Source organism: Streptomyces sp. SAJ15 (assembly GCF_007595705.1).
GTDB lineage: Bacteria > Actinomycetota > Actinomycetes > Streptomycetales > Streptomycetaceae > Streptomyces.
In genome coordinates this window covers 25,427-50,092 of sequence record NZ_NISY01000020.1, presented here as the reverse complement: position 1 = coordinate 50,092, position 24,666 = coordinate 25,427, and the positions used below count along the sequence as shown (strand labels likewise).

At 72.2% G+C, this 24,666-nt stretch carries 20 protein-coding genes, 1 tRNA gene and 1 riboswitch; of the genes, 5 read left to right on the top strand and 16 right to left on the bottom strand.

The annotated features are described in order from the left end of the window. Positions 1-153: 153 nt before the first annotated feature. Together CD790_RS31650 and CD790_RS31645 are read left to right on the top strand one after the other, a co-directional pair. The gene (locus CD790_RS31650) at positions 154-1,374 is read left to right on the top strand and encodes an acetyl-CoA C-acetyltransferase (protein ID WP_144386823.1); all 1,221 of its coding nucleotides are present in this window, start codon (positions 154-156) and stop codon (positions 1,372-1,374) included. A 208-nt stretch (positions 1,375-1,582) separates the two neighbouring features. Beyond that, a complete protein-coding gene (locus CD790_RS31645; protein ID WP_144386822.1) occupies positions 1,583-2,470 on the top strand; it encodes a hypothetical protein in 888 nt (295 codons plus the stop codon). A 191-nt stretch (positions 2,471-2,661) separates the two neighbouring features. Here CD790_RS31645 and CD790_RS31640 read toward each other — a convergent pair whose 3' ends face one another. Further along, positions 2,662-2,988: a hypothetical protein gene (locus CD790_RS31640; protein WP_144386821.1), complete on the bottom strand. Its 327-nt coding sequence runs from the start codon at positions 2,986-2,988 to the stop codon at positions 2,662-2,664. A gap of 120 nt (positions 2,989-3,108) precedes the next feature. Here CD790_RS31640 and CD790_RS31635 point away from each other — a divergent pair, with 120 nt between their 5' ends. After that, the gene (locus CD790_RS31635; RefSeq protein WP_144386820.1) at positions 3,109-3,339 is read left to right on the top strand and encodes a DUF4287 domain-containing protein; all 231 of its coding nucleotides are present in this window, start codon (positions 3,109-3,111) and stop codon (positions 3,337-3,339) included. A 140-nt stretch (positions 3,340-3,479) separates the two neighbouring features. Here CD790_RS31635 and CD790_RS31630 read toward each other — a convergent pair whose 3' ends face one another. Further along, positions 3,480-4,373 (bottom strand): Bax inhibitor-1/YccA family protein, encoded by an 894-nt coding sequence (locus CD790_RS31630; protein ID WP_144386819.1) that lies wholly within the window; start codon positions 4,371-4,373, stop codon positions 3,480-3,482. A gap of 198 nt (positions 4,374-4,571) precedes the next feature. Beyond that, a tRNA-Leu gene (locus tag CD790_RS31625) sits at positions 4,572-4,653 on the bottom strand. Between the two features lie 591 nt (positions 4,654-5,244). Here CD790_RS31625 and CD790_RS31620 point away from each other — a divergent pair. Together CD790_RS31620 and CD790_RS31615 are read left to right on the top strand one after the other, a co-directional pair. Next, positions 5,245-6,027 (top strand): ABC transporter ATP-binding protein, encoded by a 783-nt coding sequence (locus tag CD790_RS31620; RefSeq protein WP_144386818.1) that lies wholly within the window; start codon positions 5,245-5,247, stop codon positions 6,025-6,027. Between the two features lie 46 nt (positions 6,028-6,073). Next, a complete protein-coding gene (locus tag CD790_RS31615) occupies positions 6,074-8,617 on the top strand; it encodes an ABC transporter permease (RefSeq protein ID WP_144386817.1) in 2,544 nt (847 codons plus the stop codon). 145 nt (positions 8,618-8,762) lie between these two features. Here the strand turns inward: CD790_RS31615 and CD790_RS31610 are convergent, their stop codons facing one another. From CD790_RS31610 to CD790_RS35030, 13 genes are all read right to left on the bottom strand, one after another. After that, positions 8,763-10,073: a cyclopropane-fatty-acyl-phospholipid synthase family protein gene (locus tag CD790_RS31610; RefSeq protein ID WP_144386816.1), complete on the bottom strand. Its 1,311-nt coding sequence runs from the start codon at positions 10,071-10,073 to the stop codon at positions 8,763-8,765. Between the two features lie 696 nt (positions 10,074-10,769). After that, positions 10,770-12,164 carry an NAD(P)/FAD-dependent oxidoreductase gene (locus CD790_RS31605; RefSeq protein ID WP_144386815.1) on the bottom strand — a complete coding sequence of 465 codons (1,395 nt, stop codon included), beginning with the start codon at positions 12,162-12,164 and terminating at the stop codon, positions 10,770-10,772. 331 nt (positions 12,165-12,495) lie between these two features. Continuing rightward, positions 12,496-13,449: a Ppx/GppA phosphatase family protein gene (locus CD790_RS31600; protein WP_144386814.1), complete on the bottom strand. Its 954-nt coding sequence runs from the start codon at positions 13,447-13,449 to the stop codon at positions 12,496-12,498. Continuing rightward, positions 13,446-13,982, bottom strand: coding sequence for a DUF501 domain-containing protein (locus CD790_RS31595; protein ID WP_144386813.1), 537 nt, complete (start codon positions 13,980-13,982; stop codon positions 13,446-13,448). Before CD790_RS31595 ends, CD790_RS31600 begins: the two co-directional genes overlap by 4 nt. An 82-nt stretch (positions 13,983-14,064) precedes the next feature. Continuing rightward, a complete protein-coding gene (locus CD790_RS31585) occupies positions 14,065-14,532 on the bottom strand; it encodes a septum formation initiator family protein (RefSeq protein WP_144386812.1) in 468 nt (155 codons plus the stop codon). Between the two features lie 151 nt (positions 14,533-14,683). Further along, complete coding sequence (eno, locus tag CD790_RS31580; protein WP_144386811.1) at positions 14,684-15,964, bottom strand: phosphopyruvate hydratase; 1,281 nt, start codon at positions 15,962-15,964, stop codon at positions 14,684-14,686. 474 nt (positions 15,965-16,438) lie between these two features. Beyond that, the gene (locus tag CD790_RS31575; RefSeq protein ID WP_144386810.1) at positions 16,439-17,215 is read right to left on the bottom strand and encodes a transglycosylase family protein; all 777 of its coding nucleotides are present in this window, start codon (positions 17,213-17,215) and stop codon (positions 16,439-16,441) included. A 3-nt stretch (positions 17,216-17,218) separates the two neighbouring features. Next, positions 17,219-17,371, bottom strand: a riboswitch (cyclic di-AMP (ydaO/yuaA leader). Positions 17,372-17,642: 271 nt separating this feature from the next. Beyond that, positions 17,643-18,785, bottom strand: coding sequence for a transglycosylase family protein (locus tag CD790_RS31570; RefSeq protein WP_313956559.1), 1,143 nt, complete (start codon positions 18,783-18,785; stop codon positions 17,643-17,645). 180 nt (positions 18,786-18,965) lie between these two features. After that, positions 18,966-20,228 (bottom strand): cytochrome P450, encoded by a 1,263-nt coding sequence (locus CD790_RS31565; RefSeq protein ID WP_144386808.1) that lies wholly within the window; start codon positions 20,226-20,228, stop codon positions 18,966-18,968. 118 nt (positions 20,229-20,346) lie between these two features. Beyond that, positions 20,347-21,336 (bottom strand): nucleoside triphosphate pyrophosphohydrolase, encoded by a 990-nt coding sequence (locus CD790_RS31560; RefSeq protein ID WP_260868041.1) that lies wholly within the window; start codon positions 21,334-21,336, stop codon positions 20,347-20,349. Positions 21,337-21,491: 155 nt separating this feature from the next. Further along, positions 21,492-22,115 (bottom strand): SurA N-terminal domain-containing protein, encoded by a 624-nt coding sequence (locus CD790_RS31555; protein WP_144386807.1) that lies wholly within the window; start codon positions 22,113-22,115, stop codon positions 21,492-21,494. Between the two features lie 190 nt (positions 22,116-22,305). Then, the gene (locus CD790_RS31550; RefSeq protein ID WP_399218586.1) at positions 22,306-23,850 is read right to left on the bottom strand and encodes a protein kinase domain-containing protein; all 1,545 of its coding nucleotides are present in this window, start codon (positions 23,848-23,850) and stop codon (positions 22,306-22,308) included. A 56-nt stretch (positions 23,851-23,906) separates the two neighbouring features. Further along, on the bottom strand, positions 23,907-24,608 hold the full coding sequence (locus CD790_RS35030; protein ID WP_186319345.1) for a hypothetical protein: 702 nt from the start codon (positions 24,606-24,608) through the stop codon (positions 23,907-23,909). Positions 24,609-24,666: the final 58 nt, after the last annotated feature.

The window sequence follows — 24,666 nt, the reverse complement described above, 5'->3', positions numbered from 1 at the left end:
CGGAGGCGTCGGGAGGGGGCGAGGGGGCAACCCCTCCTCGACGGGCCCTCCCCGGGAGGGGGTGACGCGCGGCACAGCAAGCAACCCGTGACCCCCGCCGTACGTGCGGGTAACTTCCCAGAGAGTCCAGCCCTCTCCCCCTCAGGAGCCGTGATGCCCGAAGCCGTGATCGTCTCTGCCGCCCGTTCCCCGATCGGGCGCGCCTTCAAGGGCTCGCTGAAGGACGTGCGGCCGGACGACCTGACCGCCGAGATCATCAAGACCGCGCTGGCGAAGGTCCCCGAGCTCGACCCGCGCGACATCGACGACCTGATGCTGGGCTGCGGTCTCCCCGGCGGCGAGCAGGGCCACAACCTGGGGCGGATCGTCGCCGTACAGCTGGGCATGGACCACCTGCCGGGCTGCACCATCACCCGGTACTGCGCCTCCTCGCTGCAGACCTCCCGGATGGCCCTGCACGCGATCAAGGCGGGCGAGGGCGACGTGTTCATCTCGGCGGGCGTCGAGACGGTCTCGCGCAGCGTCAACGGCTCCTCGGACGGCATGCCGGGCACCCACAACCCGCTCTTCGCGGAGGCGGAGGCCCGCTCCGCGCACCGCGCCGAGCACGGCGGCGAGGGCTGGCAGGACCCGCGCGAGGACGGCCTGCTGCCGGACGCGTACATCGCCATGGGACAGACCGCGGAGAACCTGGCCCGACTCAAGGGCATCACCCGCGAGGAGATGGACGAGTTCGGCGTCCGGTCCCAGAACCTGGCCGAGGAGGCCCTCAAGAAGGGCTTCTGGCAGCGCGAGATCACCCCGATCACCACGCCCGACGGCACCGTGGTCTCCCAGGACGACGGCCCGCGCGCGGGCACCACGCTGGAGGGCGTCCAGGGCCTCAAGCCCGTCTTCCGCCCCGACGGCCTGGTGACGGCGGGCAACTGCTGCCCGCTCAACGACGGCGCCGCCGCCCTGGTGATCATGTCCGACACCAAGGCGCGTGAGCTCGGCCTGACCCCGCTGGCCCGGATCGTCTCCACCGGCGTCTCCGGCCTCTCCCCGGAGATCATGGGCTACGGCCCGGTGGAGGCCAGCCGGCAGGCGCTCGCCCGCGCGGGGCTGACCATCGACGACATCGACCTGGTCGAGATCAACGAGGCGTTCGCCGCCCAGGTGATCCCGTCCTACCGGGACCTCGGCATCGACATCGACAAGCTGAACGTCAACGGCGGCGCGATCGCCGTCGGCCACCCGTTCGGCATGACCGGCGCCCGCATCACCACCACGCTGATCAACTCGCTCCAGTTCCACGACAAGCAGTTCGGTCTGGAGACCATGTGCGTCGGCGGCGGCCAGGGTATGGCTATGGTGATCGAGCGGCTCAGCTAGTCGCCCCATCTCAGCTGTGACCGAATCTCCCCCAGGATGTGACCTATGTCCTGGGGGAGCGGCGTCTGCGCAGGTCAGTGTGGTGCGCGCGGGACGTCTGGGACTAAATACCTGTCCGTTTACTGACGTTATGCACTAACAGGGACCTGCGCCGCGGGCCAAGCTGAGGTAGGAATTCGGGGGATCCACAGCAATCGGGAGTATGTCAGTGAGCGCCATGACTCTTGTCGTCCTGTTGGCCGCGGCCGCCGCCACGGGCGTGGGCGTCGCCGCCCTGTACACCACTCGCGACCTGCGCCGGCAGATCGTCGCCCTGCGCGCCGAGTTGGCGCTGAGCGCCGCAGCGCGCCAGGAGGCCGCCGTGCCCCCCGCCCGTTCCGTTCCCGCCGCCGAGATACGCGCGGCCGTCGCGGACGCGCTGGCCGAGGAGCGCGAGCGCGAGCTGGCCGAGGCCCGCGCGTTCTGGGCCGCGCAGGAGGCCCGCGATGTGACCGGCAGCTCCCCCGCCGGCGAGGCGTCCACGCTCCTGGGCGAGCTGGCCGGGCTCGCCGACGACCCCGCCCTGGACGCGCAGCTCGACGCCCGACTGGACGCCGCCGTCGACGCCCAGCCCGAGACCCAGCTCTACGTCCCCCGGCAGGCCGACTTCGCCGGTCTTGAGCCCATGTTCGGCCCCGAGGTGCTGGACCCCTCCGGCGAGGTGGAGCTGGAGGCCGACGTGGTGGAGTCCGCCGAGCTGGCCGCCGCGCGCCGCCGCCACCCCTCGCACCCGGACTTCACCCCCGCGCCCGGCGTCACCGACCACGAGCGCACCGTCGCCCGGCTGGCGGAGCTGACCGAGGCCGCCACGCCGTTGGCCGACGTCCGGCCCGGCCCGCTGGGCACCCTGGACGTCTACGTCTTCGCCGACGGCACCACGATGTGCATGACCCCCGGTCACCGGGAGACCGCCGAGCGGCTCGCCGGCGCGCTGCGCGAGGGCACCTCCCCGGTGCTGCTGGGCAGCTCGGGAGTGGCCGGGGCGTACGCCCTGACCTTCCGCTGCGGCGACGAGAACGTCTACGTGCTCGCCGACCGCGTCATCGCCTCGCTGTAGCGAAGCAGCCGGCGCACGGCCCCGCAAGGGCTCCGGCGCGCCCGCCCCACTCCCCCGCGTGCGCCCGGCGCACCGACTCGGCGCGCTCCCCCCGGCACCCCCGGTGCGCCCGCGCGGCCTACCTGGCACGCGCCGCTCGATCCACGGCACGCACCGCTCGGCGAACGGCAGGCGCCGTTCGGCGCGTCCGCTCAGCGCACCCGCTCGGCGGTGGCCGCCACCCGTTCCAGCGCCTCCGCCAGCGGCGCCGCCACGGCCTCGGAGGGCGCCGCCCGAAGCGCCTCCACCAGATCGTGGCCCGCCACCGCCAGTTGGTCGCCGACCGCGAACAGCCCGGTGTCAGGCATCATTCTCGGCTCTTTTCCGGGCTCCTCCATCGCCTGCGCCCGCGCCGCCAACTCCCGCGCGAGCTCCCGCCCTTCCGCCGCGGCGCCCCTGGTCAGGGCGGACTGGGGCAGGGTGCGAAGCCGGTCGGCGAGCCGGTCGACCGCATTCAGTAGGGACGTCACGTCGTTCACATCGCGAGCCTATGCGCCGCCAACGGGCTGTTGCCAACGCGCCCCCGCTCAGGCACCGTGAGCTGAAGACCAACCTGGGCCACGACGTGGAACAGCGATCGGACATGCCGGAGGCGCCGAATGTCCCCAGTCTTCTCCGAAGAGACCCACCGCAACCTGCTCTCCCGAATCCCCGCCTGCACCGGCCGTGAAGTCTCCGACTGGATGCGCACGGTAGACGAAGGACCCGCCCTCCTCCGCTTCGAGGAAAAGGTGAGCTGGCTGCGCGGCGAGCACCAGCTCGCCTACGGGCACGCAAAGGCGATCATCCACGAGCACGACCTGCGCCGGGCGGCGCGCAAGCTGCTGTAGCCGGGTTCGCCACGACGACGCGACCGACATGACAGGCATGGCATGACACGCATGGCAGGCATGGCAGACACGGCGAAGGGCCCGCGGGGGCGTTGCCTCCGCGGGCCCTTCTTCGCCTCGGTGGGATCACCTCGGCCGGGTCACAACTCCCTGATGATGGCGATCAGCCGCAGCATCTCCAGGTAGATCCACACCAGCGAGAGGGTCAGGCCGAACGCGGCCAGCCACGACTCCTCGCGCGGCGCGCCGTACCGCACGCCGTCCTCGATCTGCTTGAAGTCCAGCGCCAGGAACGCCGCACCGAGCAGCACGCCCACGATGCCGAAGACGATGCCGAGGCCGCCGCTGCGGAAGCCGAGGCCGTCACCGCCGCCGAACGCGGCGAACAGCAGGTTCACCGACATCAGCAGCACGAAGCCGATCGCGGCGGCGAGCACGAAGCGCATGAAGCGCTGGTCGACCCGGATCAACCGGGTCTTGTACGCGGCCAGCACACCGACCGAGACGGCCATGGTGCCGAGCACGGCCTGCATCGGGATGCCGGACCAGCGCTCGTTGTAGATCTGGCTGATGACGCCGAGGAAGATGCCCTCGAACGCCGCGTACGCCAGGATCAGCGCCGGGACGGCCTTGCGCTTGAACGACTGGACGAAGCCCAGCACCATCGCGACCAGCGCGGCGCCGAAGCCGGCCGCGGCCGGCAGCTCCGCGATCCAGGCGACCGCGGCGGCCACGATGACCGTGCCGAGCGTCATGCCGGTGCGCATGACGACGTCGTCCATCGTCATCCGGCCGGTCTGCAGCGGGCCCGCCGGCGGCGCGCCGTACATCTGCTGCAGTTGGTCGGGCGTCAGCTGGTGCTGGCCGCCCATCGCGTACGGGTTCGTCGGGGCCTGCGGCTGGGCGTACGGGTTGCCCTGCGCGTACGGGTTGCCCTGAGTTGCGGTGGGGCCCCCGGCCTGCGGCGCAGCGCCGAAGCCCGCAGAGCCGGCGTCGCGGCTGAACCGCGAGAAGACCGGGTTGCTGCTCCTCATCCTCACTCCTCCATGGCCGCCGTGCGCGACCTTGGCTCAAGAGTAATGGGTGAGCAAAAGAGACGCTCTAGTGCTTGGGCAGGATCTTTCGCGGAAGTCTCCGTTCCGAGCGACGCCGCGCGAGGCGACCGGAAGGAATGCTTCCGGACCGTCGGCGACCGAACCCGCACGGAGCGTGTGCGGGTATGGCCATGGCTGTGCCCGGAGCCGGACTTGAACCGGCACGGCCCGAAGGCCAGCGAGGTTTAAGCTCGCCGTGTCTGCATTCCACCATCCGGGCAGGACTCTCCGGCCGTATCGCGGTGCATACGGCGCTTCGAGCAGAGCGAGTCGAGCCTATCCGGGGAGATGCCCCCGAACAGCGGAACGTCGAACCGAGGTTGTCTTATTTTATTGGCAACTTGAGGGTTCATCAGCAGGGGGCCAAGGCCCCTGGCATATGCCATTGGCCTACAGAGCCTGGTCACTGGACGCGCTCCCATCGTGACAGGGAATGACGAAATCTCGCCGCCCGGCGCGGCCCCGGGCCCGGGCGCGACATCGTCCGAAAGCCCTCGAAAAGAGCCCCGGGAGAGAGCCGGGAAGAGAGCCCGGGGAGAGCGCTCGGGGAGAGAGCCCGGTGAGGGTCCTGCGCGGACTCCGTGAGGGTAGGGGGCGGGCCCGGTGAGCGTCCGGCGCGGATGCCGTGCTCCCCGCCTACGCCCTCCTTCTCGGGGCTCGGGGGTCTCCTCCTCCCCAGGGAGGAGAGAGGCCCTCCGACGTACCTCCTGGGTCTGCCCCCGGAACCGGAGCACGGGCTGATCCGCCGGGCCGATCCGGCTTGGACGATGGAGGAACGTTCACGACCCCACACCGACAGGAGCTGTCCACCGTGACCACCTTCCCCTCCGGCGTCCAGACCGCCGCCCGCCCCACCGCGGCGGCGGCCCGCGCCACGGACCTGACCAAGGTCTACGGCCAGGGCGAGACCCAGGTGGTCGCCCTGGACGCGGTCTCCGTCGAGTTCCGGCAGGCCGAGTTCACCGCGATCATGGGCCCCTCGGGCTCCGGCAAGTCGACCCTGATGCACTGCATGGCCGGGCTCGACACGATCTCCAGCGGTTCGGCCCGCATCGGCGACACCGAGCTGACCTCGCTGAAGGACAAGAAGCTCACCCAGCTGCGCCGCGACAAGATCGGCTTCATCTTCCAGGCGTTCAACCTGCTGCCGACGCTGAACGCGCTGGAGAACATCACCCTCCCGATGGACATCGCCGGCCGCAAGCCGGACAAGGCGTGGCTGGACCAGGTGGTCGCCACCGTCGGTCTCTCCGGGCGGCTCAAGCACCGCCCCAACCAGCTCTCCGGCGGTCAGCAGCAGCGCGTCGCCGTGGCCCGCGCGCTGGCCGGCAAGCCCGAGATCATCTTCGCCGACGAGCCCACCGGAAACCTGGACTCCCGCTCCGGCGCCGAGGTCCTCGGCTTCCTGCGCAACTCGGTGCGCGAGCTGGGCCAGACGGTGGTCATGGTGACCCACGACCCGGTCGCCGCCTCCTACGCGGACCGCGTGGTCTTCCTGGCCGACGGCCGCATCGTCGACGAGCTGCACACCCCGAGCGCCGAGGCCGTCCTCGACCGCATGAAGCGCTTCGACGCCAAGGGCCGCGTGAGCTGAGCCCCCGACCCGACCGCCGGCCCCCACCCCAGGACTGACCACTCCCATGTTCCGTACCGCCTTGCGCAACGTGCTCGCGCACAAGGCCAGGCTGCTGATGACCGTGCTCGCCGTGCTCCTCGGCGTGGCCTTCGTCTCCGGCACCCTGGTCTTCACCAACACCATCTCCGACGCCTACCAGAAGAGCTCCGAGAAGGGGTTCGTGGGCGTCGACGTCGCCATCACCCCCGACAACGACAACGACGACGCGAACAAGCCGGGCGACGCCCCCAAGCTCAGCCAGCGACTGCTGGACCGCGCCGGCACCGTGCCGGGCGCCGCCTCCGCGACCGGAATCGTCTCCGGCTACACCGCCATCTCCGACAAGGACGGCGACCTCCTCGGCGGCGGCTTCAACAACGCGGGTGGCAACTACCACCCGGCGAAGGACGGCAAGGACGCCCGCTACCCGATGCGGGACGGCCGCGCCCCGCAGCGCGCGGGCGAGATAGCCCTCGACGCCAAGAGCGCCGACAGCGGTGACTACAAGGTCGGCGACACGGTCCGGGTCTCGGTCGACGGCCCCGTCCTGAAGCAGAAGCTGACCGGCATCTTCACCACCGACGACGGCAACGTCGCGGCGGGCGGCACGCTCACCCTCTTCGACACCGCCACCGCCCAGAAGCACTTCGCCAAGCCCGGCCAGTTCAGCGAGATCGACGTGAAGGCCGCCGCCGGCACCTCGCAGGCCGCGCTGAAGGCCGAGATCGACAAGATCCTGCCGAAGGGCAAGGCCAAGGCCGAGACCGGCCAGGAGGTCGCCGACGACCAGGCCGAGGCGATCAAGAGCAGCATGAGCGGGATGCGCACCGGCATGCTGGTCTTCGCCGGCATCGCGCTCTTCGTCGGCATCTTCCTGATCGCCAACACCTTCACCATGCTGGTCTCCCAGCGCACCAAGGAGCTGGCCCTGATGCGCGCGGTCGGCGCCAGCCGCCGCCAGGTCACCCGCTCGGTGCTGATCGAGGCCACCGTCGTCGGCACCATCGCCGCCGTCACCGGCCTGCTCGCCGGCGTCGGGATCGGCGCCGGGCTGCGCTCGCTGCTGAACTCCACCGGCGCCACCGTGCCGGACGGCCCGCTGATCGTCTCCCCCTCCACCGTCGTCACCGCGCTGGTCACCGGCATCGTGGTGACCGTGCTCGCCGCCTGGCTGCCCGGCCGCCGCGCCGCGAAGATCCCGCCGGTCGCCGCCATGAGCAGCGTCCACGCGGTCGCCACCACCCGCAGCCTGGTCGTCCGCAACACCATCGGCGCGATCTTCGCCGGCGTCGGTGTGGCGATGGTGCTGGCCGCCACCGGCATGTCCGACGGCAAGGCCGTCATGGGCATGGGCGCGGTCGTCCTGCTGATCGGCGTGTTCGTGCTGACCCCGCTGCTGTCCCGGCCGATCATCGCGGCCGCCGGCCCGCTGCTGCGCGTCTTCGGCATCTCGGGCAAGCTCGCCCGGCAGAACGCGGTCCGCAACCCACGCCGCACCGCCGCCACCGCCTCCGCGCTGATGGTCGGCCTCACCCTGATCACCGGCCTGACCGTCATCGCGGGCAGCGTCCAGAAGTCCATCGACAAGATGGCCACCGACGCGCTCAAGGCCGACTACGTGGTCTCCATGGGCAGCTTCGACGGCGGCATCCCGCTCTCCCCGGACGTGGCGAAGAAGCTCGCGTCGCTGCCGGAGACCACCGCTTCCAGCCCGCTGCGGCTCTCCGAGTCCCGGATCAACGGCAACGCGGAGACCCTGGTCGGCGTCGACGGCAAGGCCATGGGCAAGCTGCTCGACCTCGAGTTCCACCAGGGCGCCTTCACCTCGCTGGGCGGCGACAAGGTCATCGTCGACAAGGACACCGCCAAGGACGAGGGCTGGAAGGTCGGCTCGCGGCTCAACGTGGTCTACGAGGACGGCAAGCGCGGCACGCTCTCCGTCAGCGGCGTCTACCAGGGCAACGAGATGATCCGCGGCCTCATGATCGAGAACGCCGCGCTCGCCCCGCACATCGACCAGCCCCGCGACATGCAGGTGATGCTCGCGACCAAGGGCGGCCCGAGCGACGCCGCCAAGAACGCGCTGGAGAAGGCGCTGGGCGACAACCCGGCCATCCACGTCCAGGACAAGGACGACGTCTCCGAGGACATCGCCAAGTTCTTCACCCTGATGCTGAACATGCTCTACGGCCTGCTGGGCATGGCCGTGATCGTCGCCGTGCTCGGCGTCATCAACACCCTGGCCATGTCCGTCTTCGAGCGGTCGCAGGAGATCGGCATGCTGCGGGCGATCGGCCTGGACCGGCGCGGCATCAAGCGCATGGTCCGGCTGGAGTCGCTGGTCATCTCGCTCTTCGGCGGGGTGCTCGGCATCGGCCTCGGCGTCTTCTTCGGCTGGGCCGCCGGTGAGCTGCTCGCCAGCGGGCTGTCCACCTACGAGCTGGTCCTGCCCTGGGGCCGGATGGCCGTCTTCCTGGCGCTCGCCGCGCTGGTCGGCGTGCTGGCCGCGCTGTGGCCGGCCCGCCGGGCCGCCAAGCTCAACATGCTGGCCGCCATCAAGTCCGAGTAGGACCGGCCGCGGGCGGGAGGCCCTCCGCCTCCCGCCCGCCACGCCGCCGGACGGCCGCCACCCCGCGTCGGGAGTGGCGGCCGTCTCGCGTTCCGGAACCCGGAACCCCGAACGGGCCGCCGACGCGCGGCTCCTAGACGCCCCCTCAGCCGCGCCAGTCCCTGGCCCGCAGCGGCATCCCGGCGGCACCGGAGAGCGGGGTGCGCACGGCGAGGACCTGGTTGACCCCGATGCGGTTGCGCTCGAAGGACACGGCGCACGCCGCCATGTAGAGCCGCCAGACACGCGCCCGGCCCGGCGAGGTGACCGCCGCCGCGCGCGCCCAGTTCGCCTCCAGGTTGACCACCCAGCGACGCAGGGTCAGCGCGTAGTGCTCGCGGATGGCCTCCACGTCGCGCACCTCGAAGCCGGCCTCCTCCAACTGGCCGACGGTGCGGCCCACCGGGGCGAGCTCGCCGTCGGGGAAGACATAGCGGTCGATGAACTCGTCCACGCGATACGAGGTCTCGTCCGGGTCCGGCCGCCGGGCGATCTGGTGGTTGAGCAGCCGCCCGCCCGGGACCAGCAGCCCGTGCAGGCTCTCCGCGTACGCGGCGTACCGCACGGAGCCCACGTGTTCGGCCATGCCGATGGAGGAGATCGCGTCGTACGGACCGTCCGTCACCTCGCGGTAGTCCTGCACCCGGATCTCCACCCGGTCGGTGAGCCCGGCGTCGGCGATGCGCTTGCGGGCATACGTGGCCTGCTCCTCGGAGAGCGTGATGCCGACCGCGCGCACCCCGTACTCACGTGCCGCGTGCAGCACCATCGAGCCCCAGCCGCAGCCCACGTCCAGCAGCCGCTGACCGGACCTGAGCGCCAACTTGCGGCAGACGAGGTCGAGCTTGGCGCGCTGGGCGTCCTCCAGGGACTGGCCGGCCCCCTCCCAGTAGGCGCACGAGTAGACCATCGAGGGGCCCAGCACCAGCTCGTAGAAGTCGTTGCCGACGTCGTAGTGGTGGCTGATGGCCGCCCTGTCGCTGCGCAGCGTGTGCAGCGGGCCGCGCCGCACGGGGGCCTCCTCGGGGGGCGGGGCGGGCGGCAGCCCCGGGCCCACGAGGGCGACCACCGCACGGAGGGCGGCGCGCAGCTCCGGGTCGCGCAGCGCGCGGAGCGCGGCGAGGGCGGGCGGCCGTCGCCGGTCGGAGGAGCGCTCCCAGACCAGCCCGGCGAGGCGGTCCAGGGCGTCGTAGAGGTCGCCCTCGATATCGAGGTCGCCGGCCACCCAGCCGCGGGCCAGGCCCAGTTCACCCGGCTTCCACAGCAACCGGCGCAGGGCTCGGCGGCGCCTGATGACGAGGGTCGGGGCGCCCGGGGGGCCGGCTTCACTGCCGTCCCAGGCGCGGATGCGGACGGGGAGCGGGACCCCCAGCGCCTCCTGAGCGAGCGCGGTGAGCCGTCGAGCGGCGTCGGCCATGTCGCACACCTCCGTGATGGGTCGTCAACGAAGAGTCCACCCCTCACGTAAACACCGTCCGGCCCCTCACGCAGTCCCCTGGGGGCGTGTGGAATCAGCAAATAACGGAACGGCCCACCCATCCGCCCGCCGCCCGGTCCCCACGCGCCTCCGGGCTCCCGCCCCGGCACCCGCCACGAGGGGCCCCATCCCGCCGCAACGGCGAGCGACCGGTACGGCGGAGACCGGCGGCCCCCGACGGGGCTCAACCACAGGGACCCCGCGACGACACGGCCGGGACGGCACCGCCGGGCTCCAGCGGGCGGGTTGCGCGCCATCGCGGCGGAATCGATTCCCCGTCCCCGCCTTCCCGCAACCGGAGCTCCGCCCCCGAGACCCGCCCGAGGGGGCGGCCGCCCCCTATCCCGCCGCAACGGCGAGCGACCGGTACGGCGGAGACCGGCGGCCCCCGACGGGGCTCAACCACAGGGACCCGGCGACGGCACGGCAGGGACGGAGGACCGGCGGCGGAATCCGTTCCCCGCCCCCACCCCGGGGGAAGCGATGTCCGACGGGGCTCAGCGATCGGGGCACGACGCCCGCGGCAGGCGGGTACGCAGGCGGGTACGCGAAAGGGCGTCCGCCCCACGGATTGGCGGACGCCCTTCGGCGTGTGTGCGGTTGTCCGGCCGGCGCCGCGGCGCCGGCCGGGAGGCGTCAGGACGCCTTGGCCTTCTCCGCTCCGGAGTCGGCCTTGGCGGCCGGGGCCGGGGCGGGGGCCGGCTTGGCGGCCTCGTAGAACTCCTCGCGGGGGTTCTCGATGGCGCCGAGGGAGACGACCTCGCGCTTGAGGAACATCTGCAGCGTCCAGTCGGCGAGGACGCGGATCTTGCGGTTGAAGGTCGGCATCGCCATGCCGTGGTAGCCACGGTGCATGTACCAGGCCAGCCGGCCCTTCAGCTTGATCTTCGTCTTGCCGAAGACGAGCATCGCGACGCCCTTGTGCAGGCCGAGACCCGCGACGGCGCCCTTGTTGGCGTGGCTGTACTCGCGCTGCGGGAAGCCCCGCATGCCCGAGATCACGTTGTCGCCGAGGACCTTGGCCTGGCGCAGCGCGTGCTGGGCGTTCGGCGGGCACCAGGCGTTCTCGTTGCCGCCCTTGCGGCCGACGAGGTCCGGGACCTGGGCGTTGTCGCCGGCGGCCCAGATGTAGTCGGTGCCCTGCACCTGGAGGGTGGGGGCGGTGTCGACGTGGCCGCGCGGGCCGAGCGGCAGACCGAAGCGGGCCAGGGCCGGGTTCGGCTTGACGCCGGCGGTCCACACGATGGTGTTGGAGTCGACCTCAAGGCCGTTCTTCAGGACGACGTGACCGTCGACGCAGGACTCCATGGAGGTCTGGAGGTAGACCTCGACACCGCGCTTCTGGAGGTGCTCAAGGCCCCACTGGCCGAGCTTCGGGCCGACCTCGGGGAGGATCTTGTCGGCGGCGTCCACCAGCACGAAGCGCATGTCCTCGCGCTTCACGTTCGGGTAGTACTTGGCGGCGTCGCGCGCCATGTCCTCGACCTCGCCGATGGTCTCCGCGCCCGCGAAGCCACCGCCGACGAAGACGAAGGTGAGCGCCTTGCGGCGGATCTCCTCGTCCGTCGTGGAGTCGGCCTTGTCGAGCTGCTCGAGGACGTGGTTGCGCAGGCCGATGGCCTCCTCGATGCCCTTCATGCCGATGCCGTTCTCGGCCAGGCCGGGGATCGGGAAGGTGCGGGAGACCGCGCCGAGCGCGATGACCAGGTAGTCGAAGGGCAGCTCGTACGCCTCGCCGACCAGCGGCTGGACGGTGGCGACCTTGCGGTCCTGATCGATGGTGGTCACGCGACCGGTGAGGACCTCCGCCTTCGGGAGCACGCGTCGCAGCGGGACCACGACGTGCCGCGGGGAGATGCTGCCGGCAGCAGCTTCGGGGAGGAAGGGCTGGTACGTCATGTACGAGCGCGGGTCGACGACCGTGACGGTCGCCTCGCCGTACCGCATCTTCTTGAGGATGCGGCGTGCCGCGTACAAACCTACGTACCCACCGCCTACAACGAGGATCCTGGGACGCTCCGTGGTGCTCATGCTTTGAGTATCCAGCACCCTATGGGGGGGTGCTCGTGAGCCCCTTCACAAGGACCCGGAAGGCGTCTGCTACACTCCGCCGCCACCGTGACCGACGCCATAGTCGCCGAGGGGAACCAGCGCGCCATGGAGCGCGTTGTTCACCCCCTTTGATCAGGGCTTGCCGCCCGCCACCGGGCTAGACCACCGCTCCGGCACACACCCGTGCAACACCCATGCAACACACCGGTTTCCGGCGTCTGACGCTTTCGGGTACGCCAAAACGGGCCCGGCGGGCTCATCCTGCGGCCGCCGGGCCCCTTTTTCATGTGAAGGATTTCACGAAGTTTTTTCAGACGGTCTGCTCGGCGACGCTCCAGGCGATCCCGTCGAGGATGTCGTGCTCGCTGACGACGACCTCCCGGGCCCCGATCCGCTCCATGATCGTGAGCAGTACGAGCGCCCCCGCGGCGATCACATCGACCCGCCCCGGGTGGATGACCGGGATGGCGGCGCGCTCGGCGTGCGTGGCCTCCACCAGCCGTCCGGTGACCTCGCGCGCCTGGTCGAGCGTGATGCGGGAGTGGTGGATGGCCGCGGAGTCGTACGCGGACAGACCCAGCGCGATGGCGGCGACGGTGGTGACCGAGCCGGCCAGTCCGACCAGTGTACGGGCCTCGTCCAGCGGCACCGTCTCGGCGACCTGGTCGAGCGCCGCCGTGATGTCGGCCCGTATGGCCTCGATCTGATCCGGCGTCGGACGGTCCTCCACCCGGCCGTCGACGACCAGATGGCGCTCGGTCATCCGCACACAGCCGATGTCCACGCTGCGCGCGGCCCGCACATGGTCCGCACCGACGACGAACTCCGTGGAGCCGCCGCCGATGTCCACCACCAGGTACGGCTTCTCGAAGCCGTCGGCGCCGGCGAGCTCCCGGGTGGCGCCGGTGAAGGAGAACTCCGCCTCCTGGTCGCCGGTGATCACCTCGGGCTCCACGCCCAGGATCTCCCGCACGCCGCGCACGAAGTCCTCGCGGTTCTCCGCGTCGCGCGAGGCGGAGGTGGCCACGAAACGCCGGTCGGCCGCCCCGTGCTCCTTGATCACGGCGGCGTACTCCCGGCACGCCTCGAAGGTGCGCTCCAGCGCCTCGGGGGCCAGCCGCCCGGTGCGGTCCACGCCCTGGCCCAGGCGCACGATCCGCATCCGCCGGTCGAGCTCGACCAGTTCGCCGGTGGCCGGGTCGAGGTCGGCGACGAGCAGTCGGATGGAGTTGGTGCCGCAGTCGATGGCGGCGACGCGCCTCACTCGGACTCCCCCTCGCTCCCGCAGGGGTTCACGCACGGGCCCTTGCGCCACCACTCCGGCAGCAGCGCGAGGGCCTCGTCGCCCAGCGGGTTGACGCCGGGCCCGGCCGCCAGCGAGTGGCCGACCAGCACATGCAGGCACTTGACCCGGTCCGGCATGCCGCCGGCGCTCGGGAAGCCCTCCAGCACCTCGATCGCGTCGCGGCGGGCGATGTAGTCCTCGTGGGCGGCGCGGTAGGCGGCGGCCAGCTCCGGGTCGGTGCCGAGCTGGGCCTGCATCTCCTTCATCACGCCGTTGGCCTCAAGGGTGCCGATGGCGGAGGCGGCGCGCGGGCAGGTCAGGTAGTAGAGCGTCGGGAAGGGCGTGCCGTCCTCAAGCCGCGGGGCCGTCTCGACGACGTCGGGGTTGCCGCAGGGGCAGCGGTGGGCGATGGCGCGCAGACCGCGCGGCACGCGGTTCAGCTGTGCCTTGATGGCGGCCACGTCGGCGTCGGTGGGCGCGGTGTGCTCGGTCTGCGGAGGGGGCGTGTCCATGTGTGGAGGGTTCTCTTCGGTCGGTTCGGAGCGGTGGGTGGCCGGGGCGGATTCGGGAGACGGTGGGCGTGGCGGTGGCGGGTCAGCGGGACGTCTGCCGGTCCGCGGCGTCCACACCGTCCCACAGATTGCGGTACCAGGGCTGGTCGGCGGCGCCCCGGCTGTCGACGCGGTCGCCCGGACCGCCGCCGCCCGGCACGCTGTAGCCGGTCTCGCCCGGGCGGACGTAGTGCAGGTGTTCGCGGGCCAGCCGCTCGATGTACGCCGGGTCCTGCAGCCGTGCCTTCTCCTCGCGCAGCCGCTTGACGTCCTCGCGCGCCTCCTCCGCCTGGCGCCGCTGGTCGGCGATGTCCGAGCGCTGCGAGACGAACTGTCGGGTCGGATAGGCGAGGGCGACGACGAGGGAGCAGAGGACCAGCGCGAGCAGGGCGGCGCGTCCGGTGAGGCGGCCGCGGCGCGGGGTGCGCGCGCGGTAGACCCGGGCGGTGGCCTGGCCGCCGAGCGCCTTCAGCCTGGTCGCGGTGGAGAACCGATCCCGGTCCCGAGCCATCTCCCGCCTCCCCGTCAGCCGTCACACATACGCACGTACGTCCCCGGACACGGTACGGGACCGCGGCCGGGGACGTACGGAAGCTGGACGCATCGCCGTGACCGGCGGTGTTCGTCAGCGCTTGAAGCGCGGGACGCCGAGCTTCAGGGCGTCAGCCCTTGAAGCGGGGAAACGCGCTGCGACCCGCGTACACCGCGGCGTCGTCGAGGATCTCCTCGATGCGCAGCAGCTGGTTGTACTTGGCGACACGCTCGGAGCGGGCCGGGGCGCCGGTCTTGATCTGGCCGCAGTTGGTGGCGACGGCCAGGTCGGCGATGGTGACGTCCTCGGTCTCGCCGGAGCGGTGGGACATCATGCACTTGAAGCCGCTGCGCTGGGCCAGCTCGACGGCGTCCAGGGTCTCGGTCAGCGAGCCGATCTGGTTGACCTTGACCAGCAGGGCGTTGGCGGCGGCCTCCTCGATGCCACGGCCGAGGCGCTCCGGGTTGGTGACGAACAGGTCGTCGCCGACGAGCTGGACCTTGTCACCGAGCTTGGCGGTGATGGTCTTCCAGCCGTCCCAGTCGTCCTCGAACAGCGGGTCCTCGATGGAGACCAGCGGGTACGCCTCGACGAGCTCGGCGTAGTAGTCGGTCATCTGGGCGGCGGTGCGCTCCTGGCCCTCGAAGACGTAGGAGCCGTCCTTGTAGAACTCGGAGGCGGCGACGTCCAGCGCCAGCGCGATGTCCTGGCCCGGGGTGTAGCCGGCCTTCTGGATCGCCTCCAGGATCAGGTCCAGCGCCTCGCGGTTGGAGTCGAGGTTCGGGGCGAAGCCGCCCTCGTCGCCGAGGCCGGTGGAGAGGCCGCGCTCCTTCAGTACCGACTTGAGGGTGTGGTAGACCTCGGTGCCCCAGCGCAGCGCCTCGGAGAAGGACTCCGCGCCGATCGGCGCGATCATGAACTCCTGGATGTCCACGTTGGAGTCGGCGTGCGAGCCGCCGTTCAGGATGTTCATCATCGGGACCGGCAGCAGGTGGGCGTTGGGGCCGCCCAGGTACCGGAAGAGCGGGAGGTCGGACGCCTCGGAGGCGGCGTGCGCGACGGCCAGGGAGACGCCCAGGATGGCGTTGGCGCCGAGCGAGGACTTGTCCGGGGTGGCGTCCAGGTCGAACATCGCCTGGTCGATCAGGCGCTGCTCGGTGGCGTCGTAGCCGACGAGCTCCGGGCCGATCTGCTCGATGACGGCGAGGACGGCCTTCTCGACGCCCTTGCCGTTGTAGCGGTTCTTGTCCCCGTCACGCAGTTCGAGGGCCTCGAAGGCGCCGGTCGAGGCACCGGACGGCACGGCAGCACGACCCGTGCTGCCGTCGTCGAGGCCGACCTCGACCTCGACCGTGGGGTTGCCTCGCGAGTCGAGGATCTCGCGAGCTACGACGACGTCGATGGACGGCACGAGGGTCTCCTTCGTATGTGTCTGGGTTCTGCGACACGAGCCTAACGGGCTCGGAGCGCTGTGCCCGCCCTTCGCCCGCCGGGCGAGACGGCGCACACCCCAAAAGCCCAGATCGTGGGGTGAATCGGCGGCTGTTCGCTGAGCGGAGAAGGCGCGCGGCCCCGGCGGGGCGCCCGTTACGGGGGATGGGGCGCACCCGGCCGGGGCCGGCATGGGGGCTCAGCTGGGAGCGGGGCGGCTCAGCTGAGACGGGGACTGTGGGGAATGAGGGGACGAGGGGGACGATCCCCTGACGCGCGACCGAGCACGCGCCCCGGCCCCGCACGCACCCCGGCGAGTGAGCCGAAGGGCGCGCGGCTGCCGAAAGCGGAGAGCACGCGGAGCCTGCGAGGAACGAGCAGGCGAGCACGGTCGACCGTCGGCAGCCGCTCACAGCGCCCGGAGGCGAACCGAGCCCTCAGAAAGCGGGGCGCGTCAGCGCAGGTCGAGCATCTGACCCGGGTAGATGAGATCCGCGTCGCCGACGATGTCGTCGTTCAGCTCGTAGAGCTTCTGCCAGCCGCCGTCGACGTGCTGCGCGGCGGCGATGGTGGACAGCGTGTCGCCCGCCCTGACCTGGTACTCGCCGTCGCCCTTCTGGATGGTCTTGGGGGCGGCGTGGCGCGGCGCGGACTGCTGCGGCTGGGCCTGGCGCTCCTGGGAGCGGTTGGCCTTCGGCGCCTGGGTGGTGCGCTCGGGCTGCGGCTGGGCGGTGGGCCGGGCCTGCGGCTGGGACTGCTGGTGCGTCTGCGGCCGGGACTGAGACTGCGACTGCGACTGGGTGTGGGTCTGGTTCTGCGAGGGGGTGTGCGCCTGGGAGCCGCCCGAGCCGGAGCCCTGGCCGCCGCTGGTCAGGTTGACGCCGCACTTGGGCCAGGCGCCCTTGCCCTGCCCGGCCAGCACCTTCTGGGCGATCTCGATCTGCTGGGACTTGCTGGCCTTGTCGGCGGTGGGCGCGTACTGCGTGCCGCCGTAGGCGGCCCAGGTGGAGGCCGAGAACTGGAGGCCGCCGTAGTAGCCGTTGCCGGTGTTGATGGACCAGTTGCCCCCGGACTCGCACTGCGCGACCTGGTCCCACTGCTCGGTGGTGGCCGCGTTGGCGGCGCTGGCGCCCATCAGCGGGACGGCGACCGCGGCACCGGCGACACCCGCGAGGGTGGCGATGCGGGTGACCTTGGAGGGACGACGATGCTTGCCCTTGCCATGAAGCATGTTGGGTTTCCTCACCGACGCCTACGAGGTGAGCTGTCGGGTTCGGGCACGTGAGTTGCCCGGCCGCGTGCGGTGACCGCGTGCGGCTTCACCCCTAGCCGGAGGGCCCGGCACATACGTTGGGTCCCCCGCTCCTGCCTTCGGCGCTTGCGCGTCGACAATCCCTCCGACCGCTGGCAGGACTCGGCGTGACGGTCGGTGGCACTCGCGGTGCGAGCGATGACGACGGTAAGCACATCCCCCCGGAGAGCTCAAACCCCAACATCCGTGGAATCTCAGCCCCGTTTGGACCAGGGAACCCACATCACCGCAGGTCAGAAGTGGCGTACGAAGGCGGGACACGGGCGATACACCCGATAAGGCGAAGAGATCCATATCTCACTTTCACCAAACTCGGGCATACCGCAGTGAACCGCCTTCGTCAGCCCTACTTCTGAGCCTTCGACGCCTCGGGGGCGTCCTGGTCGGCGCCGCTCTCCGGAGCCTTCTCGGCGTCAAGTACCAGCTGCTGTCCGGGTTGGATCACGTCCGGGTCCTCGCCGACGACGCGCTCGTTGGCGTCGTAGAGCGCCGGCCAGCCGCCGGGAACCTTGTTCTCCTCGGCGATGGCTGACAGGTTGTCACCGGGACGCACGGTGTAGTCGCCGGGGCCGGTGGAGCCGTCCCGGCCCTCCAGGCCGTCGCGGGAGGCGTGCCGTCCGCTGCGCTGCTCGCCGTCCTCCGGCCCGCGGGTGTCCGGCTGGCCGCGGTGGCGGCCGGTGCCCTCGCGGGAGTCGGTGGCGGGGTCCCCGTCCACGCCGGTGCCGGTTTCGCCGTCCCGGCCCCCGGGGGTGCCCCGGTCCGCCTCGTCGGACTCCCCCGGCCGGCCGGTGTCCGACGACCCGTCGGAGCCGTCGGAGCCGCGCGGGTCCCGGGAGTCGCCCCGGGAGTCGTCGGAGTCCCCGTCAGGCGCCTGGGGGTCCACGGGATCCGCGGGCCCCTCGCGGTCGTCGTCACCCCGCGGGTCCTCGCCCCGGTCCGAGCCCTGGTCGGTGCCCCGGTCCGCGTCCTCGCCCCGATCCGCGCCCTCGCCCCGGTCCTCGCCCTTGTCCGCGTCCCGGTCCGCGTCCTTGCCCGCGTCCTTGTCCGCGTCCCGGTCGGCCTCCTCACCCCGGTCCTTCTCCTTGTCCGTCTCCCCGGAGGGGCGGTCGGGAGTCTCGGACGGGATGGGGTCGGGCTCCAGGGGCAGGGTGCGGCCCGGGTCCACCTCCGGGGCGCCGCCGCCCTGGGTGAGGCCGGCGTTGACCGCGCAGCCCGGCCAGGCGCTCGGCCCCTGGGCCTTCAGGATGTTCTGAGCCACCGCGATCTGCTGCGAGCGGCTGGCCAGATCCGGCCGCGGGGCGTAGTCGATGCCGCCGTGGCTCTTCCACATGTCGAGCGTCAGCTGGAGCCCACCGTAGAAGCCGTTGCCCTCGTTGGCGCTCCACATCCCGCCGCTCTCGCACTCGGCGACGCGGTCCCAGGTGGCGGTGTCGGCTGCGTTCGCACTGGTCGCACCCATCAGCGGCAGCGCGATGCTCGCGCCGGTCACGCCGGCTGCGACGACGATGGCCGGAGCCTGACGGGGACGGCGATGTCTACCAGTGCCGGAGCGCATACGTACGGGCCTCTCGTGTGGCGGCTGAGTCGAGGGTTGAAGATAATGCGGCCACCTGACAGTCACAAGCCGATGTAGCGGAGGTCACGCAGAGATCACATAGTTGATTCCGCGTCATTTTTCAGACGCGGAGAACTCCACCGGGAGGGTGCGCAGCCCTCGCATGATGAGCCCGCCACGCCACCTCAGATCGCTCTCATCGACCGCCAGTCGCAGGTCGGGCAGGCGGCGCAGCAGGGTCGTGAGGGCGGTCTGCGCCTCCAGCCGGGCCAGTGGCGCGCCCAGGCAGTAGTGGATGCCATGACCGTATCCGAGATGCTGGTTGTCCCCGCGGGAGAGGTCCAGGGTGTCCGGATGGCGGAAGCGCTCGGGGTCGCGGTCGGCCGCGGCCAACACCACCAACACCGGGTCGCCCTCGGCGATGCGCTGCCCGCCGAGCGTCAGCGGCTCGGTGGCGAACCGCCAGGTCGCGATCTCCACCGGTCCGTCGTAGCGGAGCAGTTCCTCCACCGCCGTCGCGAGCAGCTCCTCGTCCCCCTCGGCCACCGCCCGCTCGAAGCGCGCCCGCTGCTCGGGGTGGCGCAGCAGCGCGTAGGTGCCGTTGCCGATCAGGTTGACGGTGGTCTCGAAGCCGGCGAACAACAGGATGAACGCCATCGCCGCGGCCTCGTTCTCGGTGAGGTGCTCGCCGTGGTCGGACGCGCGGATGAGACCGGAGATGAGGTCGTCGCCCAGGGCGTTGCGCTTGCGGTGGATGAGCTCGGCGAGGTAGCCGCGCATCTTCTTCACGGACCGGGCGACGCCGCCACGCGGCCCCTTCCCGTGCCGGATCATCATGCCGGCCCAGTCGCGGAAGTCCTCCTGGTCCTCGCGCGGTACGCCGAGCAGGTCGCAGATCGCGTAGATGGGCAGCGGGAAGGCGAACTCGTGGATGAGGTCCGCCTCGCCGCGCTCGGCGAAGCCGTCGATGAGCCCGTCGGTCAGCTCCCGCACCCGCGGAGCGAACTCCGCGACCCGGCGCGGGGTGAACGCCTTGGACACCAGCCGCCGCAGCCGGGTGTGGTCCGGCGGGTCGATGTTGAGCAGATGCGTCATCAGCTCGGCCTTGCGCTCGCCGGGGATCCCCGTCTTCCCCTTGGCGTGCGCGGGCTCCGCGTGGTGCACCGGGTTCTTGCTCAGCCGCTGGTCCGCCAGCGCCTGCCGCGCGTCCGCGTAGCGCGTCACCAGCCACGCCTCCACCCCGCTCGGCAGCTCCGTCCGGTGCACCGGCGCGTGCTCGCGCAGCCAGGCGTACGCGGGGTACGGATCGGTGGCGAACTCCCAGGTGAAGAGCTCGGGCGCGGCGACGGAACGGGCACACGGCGACTGATCGGACATGTCGTCGACGGTATCCCCTGAGCCGAGGACGAGAGAGGACGGCCCTCTTTCCCTCCCGCCGCGGACGGCGACCGCCCCGCCGAAGGCGGGCCGCTGCGCCGACGACGGGGCCGACCCCTCAGTCGGAGGCGCCCTCCGCCAGGAGGATGGCGTCACGGTAGGCCCGCGCGGCGGCCCGTAGCGCCGACTCGGGCTCGACGCCCTCGCCTTCCGCCCGTACGGCCAGCGCCAGCAGCTCATAGCCGACGCCCTCGCCCCGCGGCAGGGCCACGTCCAGGCCGGCCGTCCGGGCGCGGGAGGCGAGCTTGGCGGCGAGGGCGAGGGCGGGCTGGCCCAAAGGAACGCCCTCGGTGACGGAGTCGCGCCGCTTCTCGGCCGCCTTGGTGCGCAGCCAGTGTTCCCGGACCTCGTCGGCGGTGTGCGCGGTCTCCTCGCCGAAGACGTGCGGGTGGCGGTGGATGAGCTTGTCCACGATGCCGGCGGCGACGTCGTCGATGGAGAACGGCTCGTCCGGGTCGTCCTGGGCGATCCGGGCGTGGAAGACGACCTGGAGCAGTACGTCGCCCAGCTCCTCGCGGAGCGCCTGCCGGTCGCCCTCCTCGATGGCCTCGACCAGCTCGTACGCCTCCTCCAGGCCGTACTTCACCAGCTCCGCGCTGGTGCGCTCGCCGCTCCACGGGCACTCGGCCCGGATCTGGTCCATGACCTGCACCAGGTCGAGCAGCCGGGCGCCGGGCAGGTCGTACGAGCCGGGCAGCAGCTCCAGGTCCGGCATCCGCTCGCGGCCCGAGCCGGCCATCCGGGCCAGCCCGTCGGTGAGCGCGGACTCGCCGTCCGCGGAGGTGAGCACGACGGCCATGCGGCCGCCGTCGACGCAGTACTCGACCAGCTCGCGGGCGGCGGGCTCGGCCCGCTCGACGTCCACGCCCGCCTCGCGGAGGTAGGGCAGCTGCGGGTGGTCGAGGTCGGCGCAGAGCACCCGGTCGGCGGCGCGCAGGGCTCGCCAGGCGGGCCAGGACAGCAGGCCGGGGGCGACGCGGTGGCTGGTGGTGAGCAGCACCAGTCGGCCGGGGTCGCCGAGGCCGGTGCCGTTGCGGGAAGCGTTCACCCTTCGAACGTAACCCAGGTCGGAGCGGCCGCCGCGACCGGGGACTGCGGCCGTGCCCCGGGCCCGCGACCCGACCCGGGCACCGGCCCGCCCACGCCCTGAGCAGGTCCGCGCCCGGAGGCTCCGCCCCGGCCGGCGGCCGGGGCGGCGGCCGGTTACGCGGGCTCGGGCGCCGCGACCGTCGGCGGAGTCTCGCGCAGCCAGGGCTCCTGGGCGAGCTTGGCGGTGCCCTCCCGGTCGTCCCAACTGCCGAAGCGCGGATTGACGTCGATGGCGAGGTCCTCGGAGGTGCGGGCGAAGGCGGTGTTGGCGCCCTCGGTGCCCAGCTTCGCCAGCAGCTTGTCGCGGGTCAGGTCGGCCCGGACGGCCTCGTCGATCTGGTCGGGCGCGATGCCCTGCTGGAGGTAGAGCCCGCGCACCGTGGCCGCGCCGCCCTCCCGCGCCTCGGTCCTGGCGCGCTCCTCCTGCACCTCGCGCCGGGTGACGCGGATCCCGTGGTCGGCGCCGGCGCGCTCGATCACCCGGTACTGGATCATCCGGATCAGTGTGTCCTGGCTCAGCCGCCCGGAGCCGGCGATCAGCTGCTCCGCCTGCGGATGGTCACGCTGGGCGTCCCGTACCTCTCTGACCTGGGCCTGGAGCTGGGCCACGGTGATGCGGCGGCCGTCGACGACCGCGGCGGCACCGGGGTGCGCGTCGTTGCCGCAGGCGGTGAGGAGCGGGGTCGCGGCCAGCAGCGCGGCGGCGGAGAGGGTGTACGCGGTGCGGCGGCGGTTCATCGAAGCAGCCTCCCGGCAGAGATCGTGCGTCACAAGGACATCGACCGACCTGGCGTTGATCGATGGTAGGGAGTCATGGCGGCTCTAGCCACTGATTCGACCAACGATTCGGCGGGAATTGAGTAGCGCGGGGTGGATGGGGACCGTGGGACCGGCCCGGCGGGGACCCGACCCGGCGCTCACGGCCTGCTCAGCCGTGCACCTGGCCCAGCCACTGGAGGGTGCGGCGGAGCTCCTCGGGGAACGGGTGGTGCGGGCCGTGCAGCCGCTCGGCGTCGTACAGCAACCGGGCGAGCGTGTCGTGGGCCGCGGCCCGGTCGCCGGTGGAGAGCAGCAGATGGCCGATGCGGCGGCGGATCTCCAACGGCTGGGCGGGGTCGTCGGCGGCGTACTGCTCGAAGTACGGGAGCAGGGTGCGGTACTCCACCAGCGCGGAGGCGGCGTCACCGAGCTGCTCCAGGCACTGGGCGGCCTCGTAGCGGAACTGGAGCGACTGGCGCAGCGCCACCGGCCCTGACTCCGCCCCGTACTCGTCGGCGAGCCGCCGCAGTTCGGGCAGGGCGCGGCGGTACTGCCCGTCGTCCATGAGCGTGGCCGCGTACTGCTTGCGCAGGCTGCGTACGACGCCGGAGTGCTCGCCGTGCCGGGCGGCGGCGGCCGGGAGGACGCCGCCGAGGATGTCCACGGCCTGGGTGATCCGGCCGTGGTCCAGCAGCCGCTTCACCTCGTCGACGGCCGCGGCGATGTCCGGCCCGCCGCCGGTCGGGGCGGGTGCGGGTGCGGCGGGGGCCGGCGCGGGCGGCGGCGTGGCCGCGCGGTCGGGCCAGGGCGCGTGCGGGCGGAGGAAGGGGCGGGTGGGGTCCATCGGGCCCATGGGCCCCACGCCTCCCGACGCCCCCGGCTGCCCCGGGGCGCCGTCGGCGGCGGGCCACGGCCCGCCCGGGGTCGGCAGCAGGGGGGCCAGTGCCTGGTAGACCTCCTGCGCGTCGGCGGGCCGGTGCCGCGGATCCTTGGCCAGCAGGCGCAGCACCAGTGCCTCAAGGGCCTCGGGCACCTCGGGGCGGACCTGCCGGACCGGCACCGGGGGCTCGTAGAGATGGCGGTGGAGCACGCCCAGCGCGGTGGAGCCGGCGAAGGGCACCTGGCCGACGAGGAGTTCGTGGAGCAGCACGCCCAGCGCGTACAGGTCGGTGTACGGGCCGACGGCGCCGCCCATCGCCTGCTCGGGCGCCATGTACGCGGGCGAGCCGATGGGCGAGCCGGTACGGGTGAGGCGGGTGGTGTCGGAGTCCAGGACGGCGGCGACGCCGAGGTCCAGCACGGTGACCGTGCCGTCCAGCCGGACCATCACGTTCCGCGGCTTGAGGTCGCGGTGCACGATCGGCACCGCGTGCACGGCGGAGAGCACCGCGCACAGCTGAGCCGCCACGCACACCGCCCACCGCCACGGGTAGGGGTCGTGTTCGGCGAGGTGGTCCGCCAGGTCCGCGCCCTCGACATGACTCATGACCAGGTAGAGGTCGGCACCGTCGCCGCCCGCGTCGTGCACCGTCACCAGGCCCCGGTGGTCGACCTGGGCGGTGACCCGGCATTCACGCACGAAGCGGCGGCGCAGCTCCTCGGCGGGGTCGTCGACCCCGCCCCCCACGGCGCCGGCCATCCGGTCGGTGCGCAGCAGCTTCACCGCGACCCGACGGTCCAACCGCCGGTCGTAGGCGGTCCACACCTGCCCCATGCCGCCCTGGCCGAGCAGGGTCGCCAGCTCATAGCGGTCCGCTACGAGACGTCCGTTCAACGGTCCTGCTCCCTGCGGAGGTAGTCGCTCAGCTCGTCGAGCTCGGCCCGGACCTGGTCGATGCGCTGAGGCTGCGGGCGCGGCTGCGGCGGCGCGTACGGCTGGGGCTGGGGCTGGGGCGGCGGTCCGGCCTGGGGCGGCGGTCCGGCCTGGGGCGGCGGTCCGGCCTGGGGCTGAGGCTGGGGCTGGAGCTGCGCGTACGGCTGGGGCTGGGCGTAGAGCTGTGGGGTCTGGGGCTGCGGGTACGGCTGGGGCTGCGGGTAGCCGTAGCCGCCCGGCTGCGTCGGTGCCGCCGCGGCGTACGGGGACGGAAGCGGTGTCGGCGCGGCCGCGGCGTACGGGGACGCGGGTGGCACCGGGGTCCGCGGCGGTCCCTGGTGGTGACGGATGTCGGCGAAGAGGTAGTGCACCGGGACGCCGACGGCCATCGAGAGGATCACCGCCAGGAAGACGTAGTCGATCGCCCGCGGGTCGTCCGGGCTGTGGCTGAACGCCACGATCGCCATGATCGCCAGCGTCAGCGCGCCCCAGAACAGCGCCCAGTCCAGGGGGCGGCGCCGGACGATGGCGATCCGCAGCATGGCGGCCCAGGCCAGCAGCCCCAGGCTGAGCACCGAGAGCGCCACGAAGAGCACGCGCAGCACGACCAGCAGGGGGGTCGAGGGGCGCTGCGGCTGCGGGAAGCCGGAGCCGTACATGGCTGCTCCTGGAAACCTGACGGGACGGTACACGGACGGGACGCGGGTCTGAGCGTAT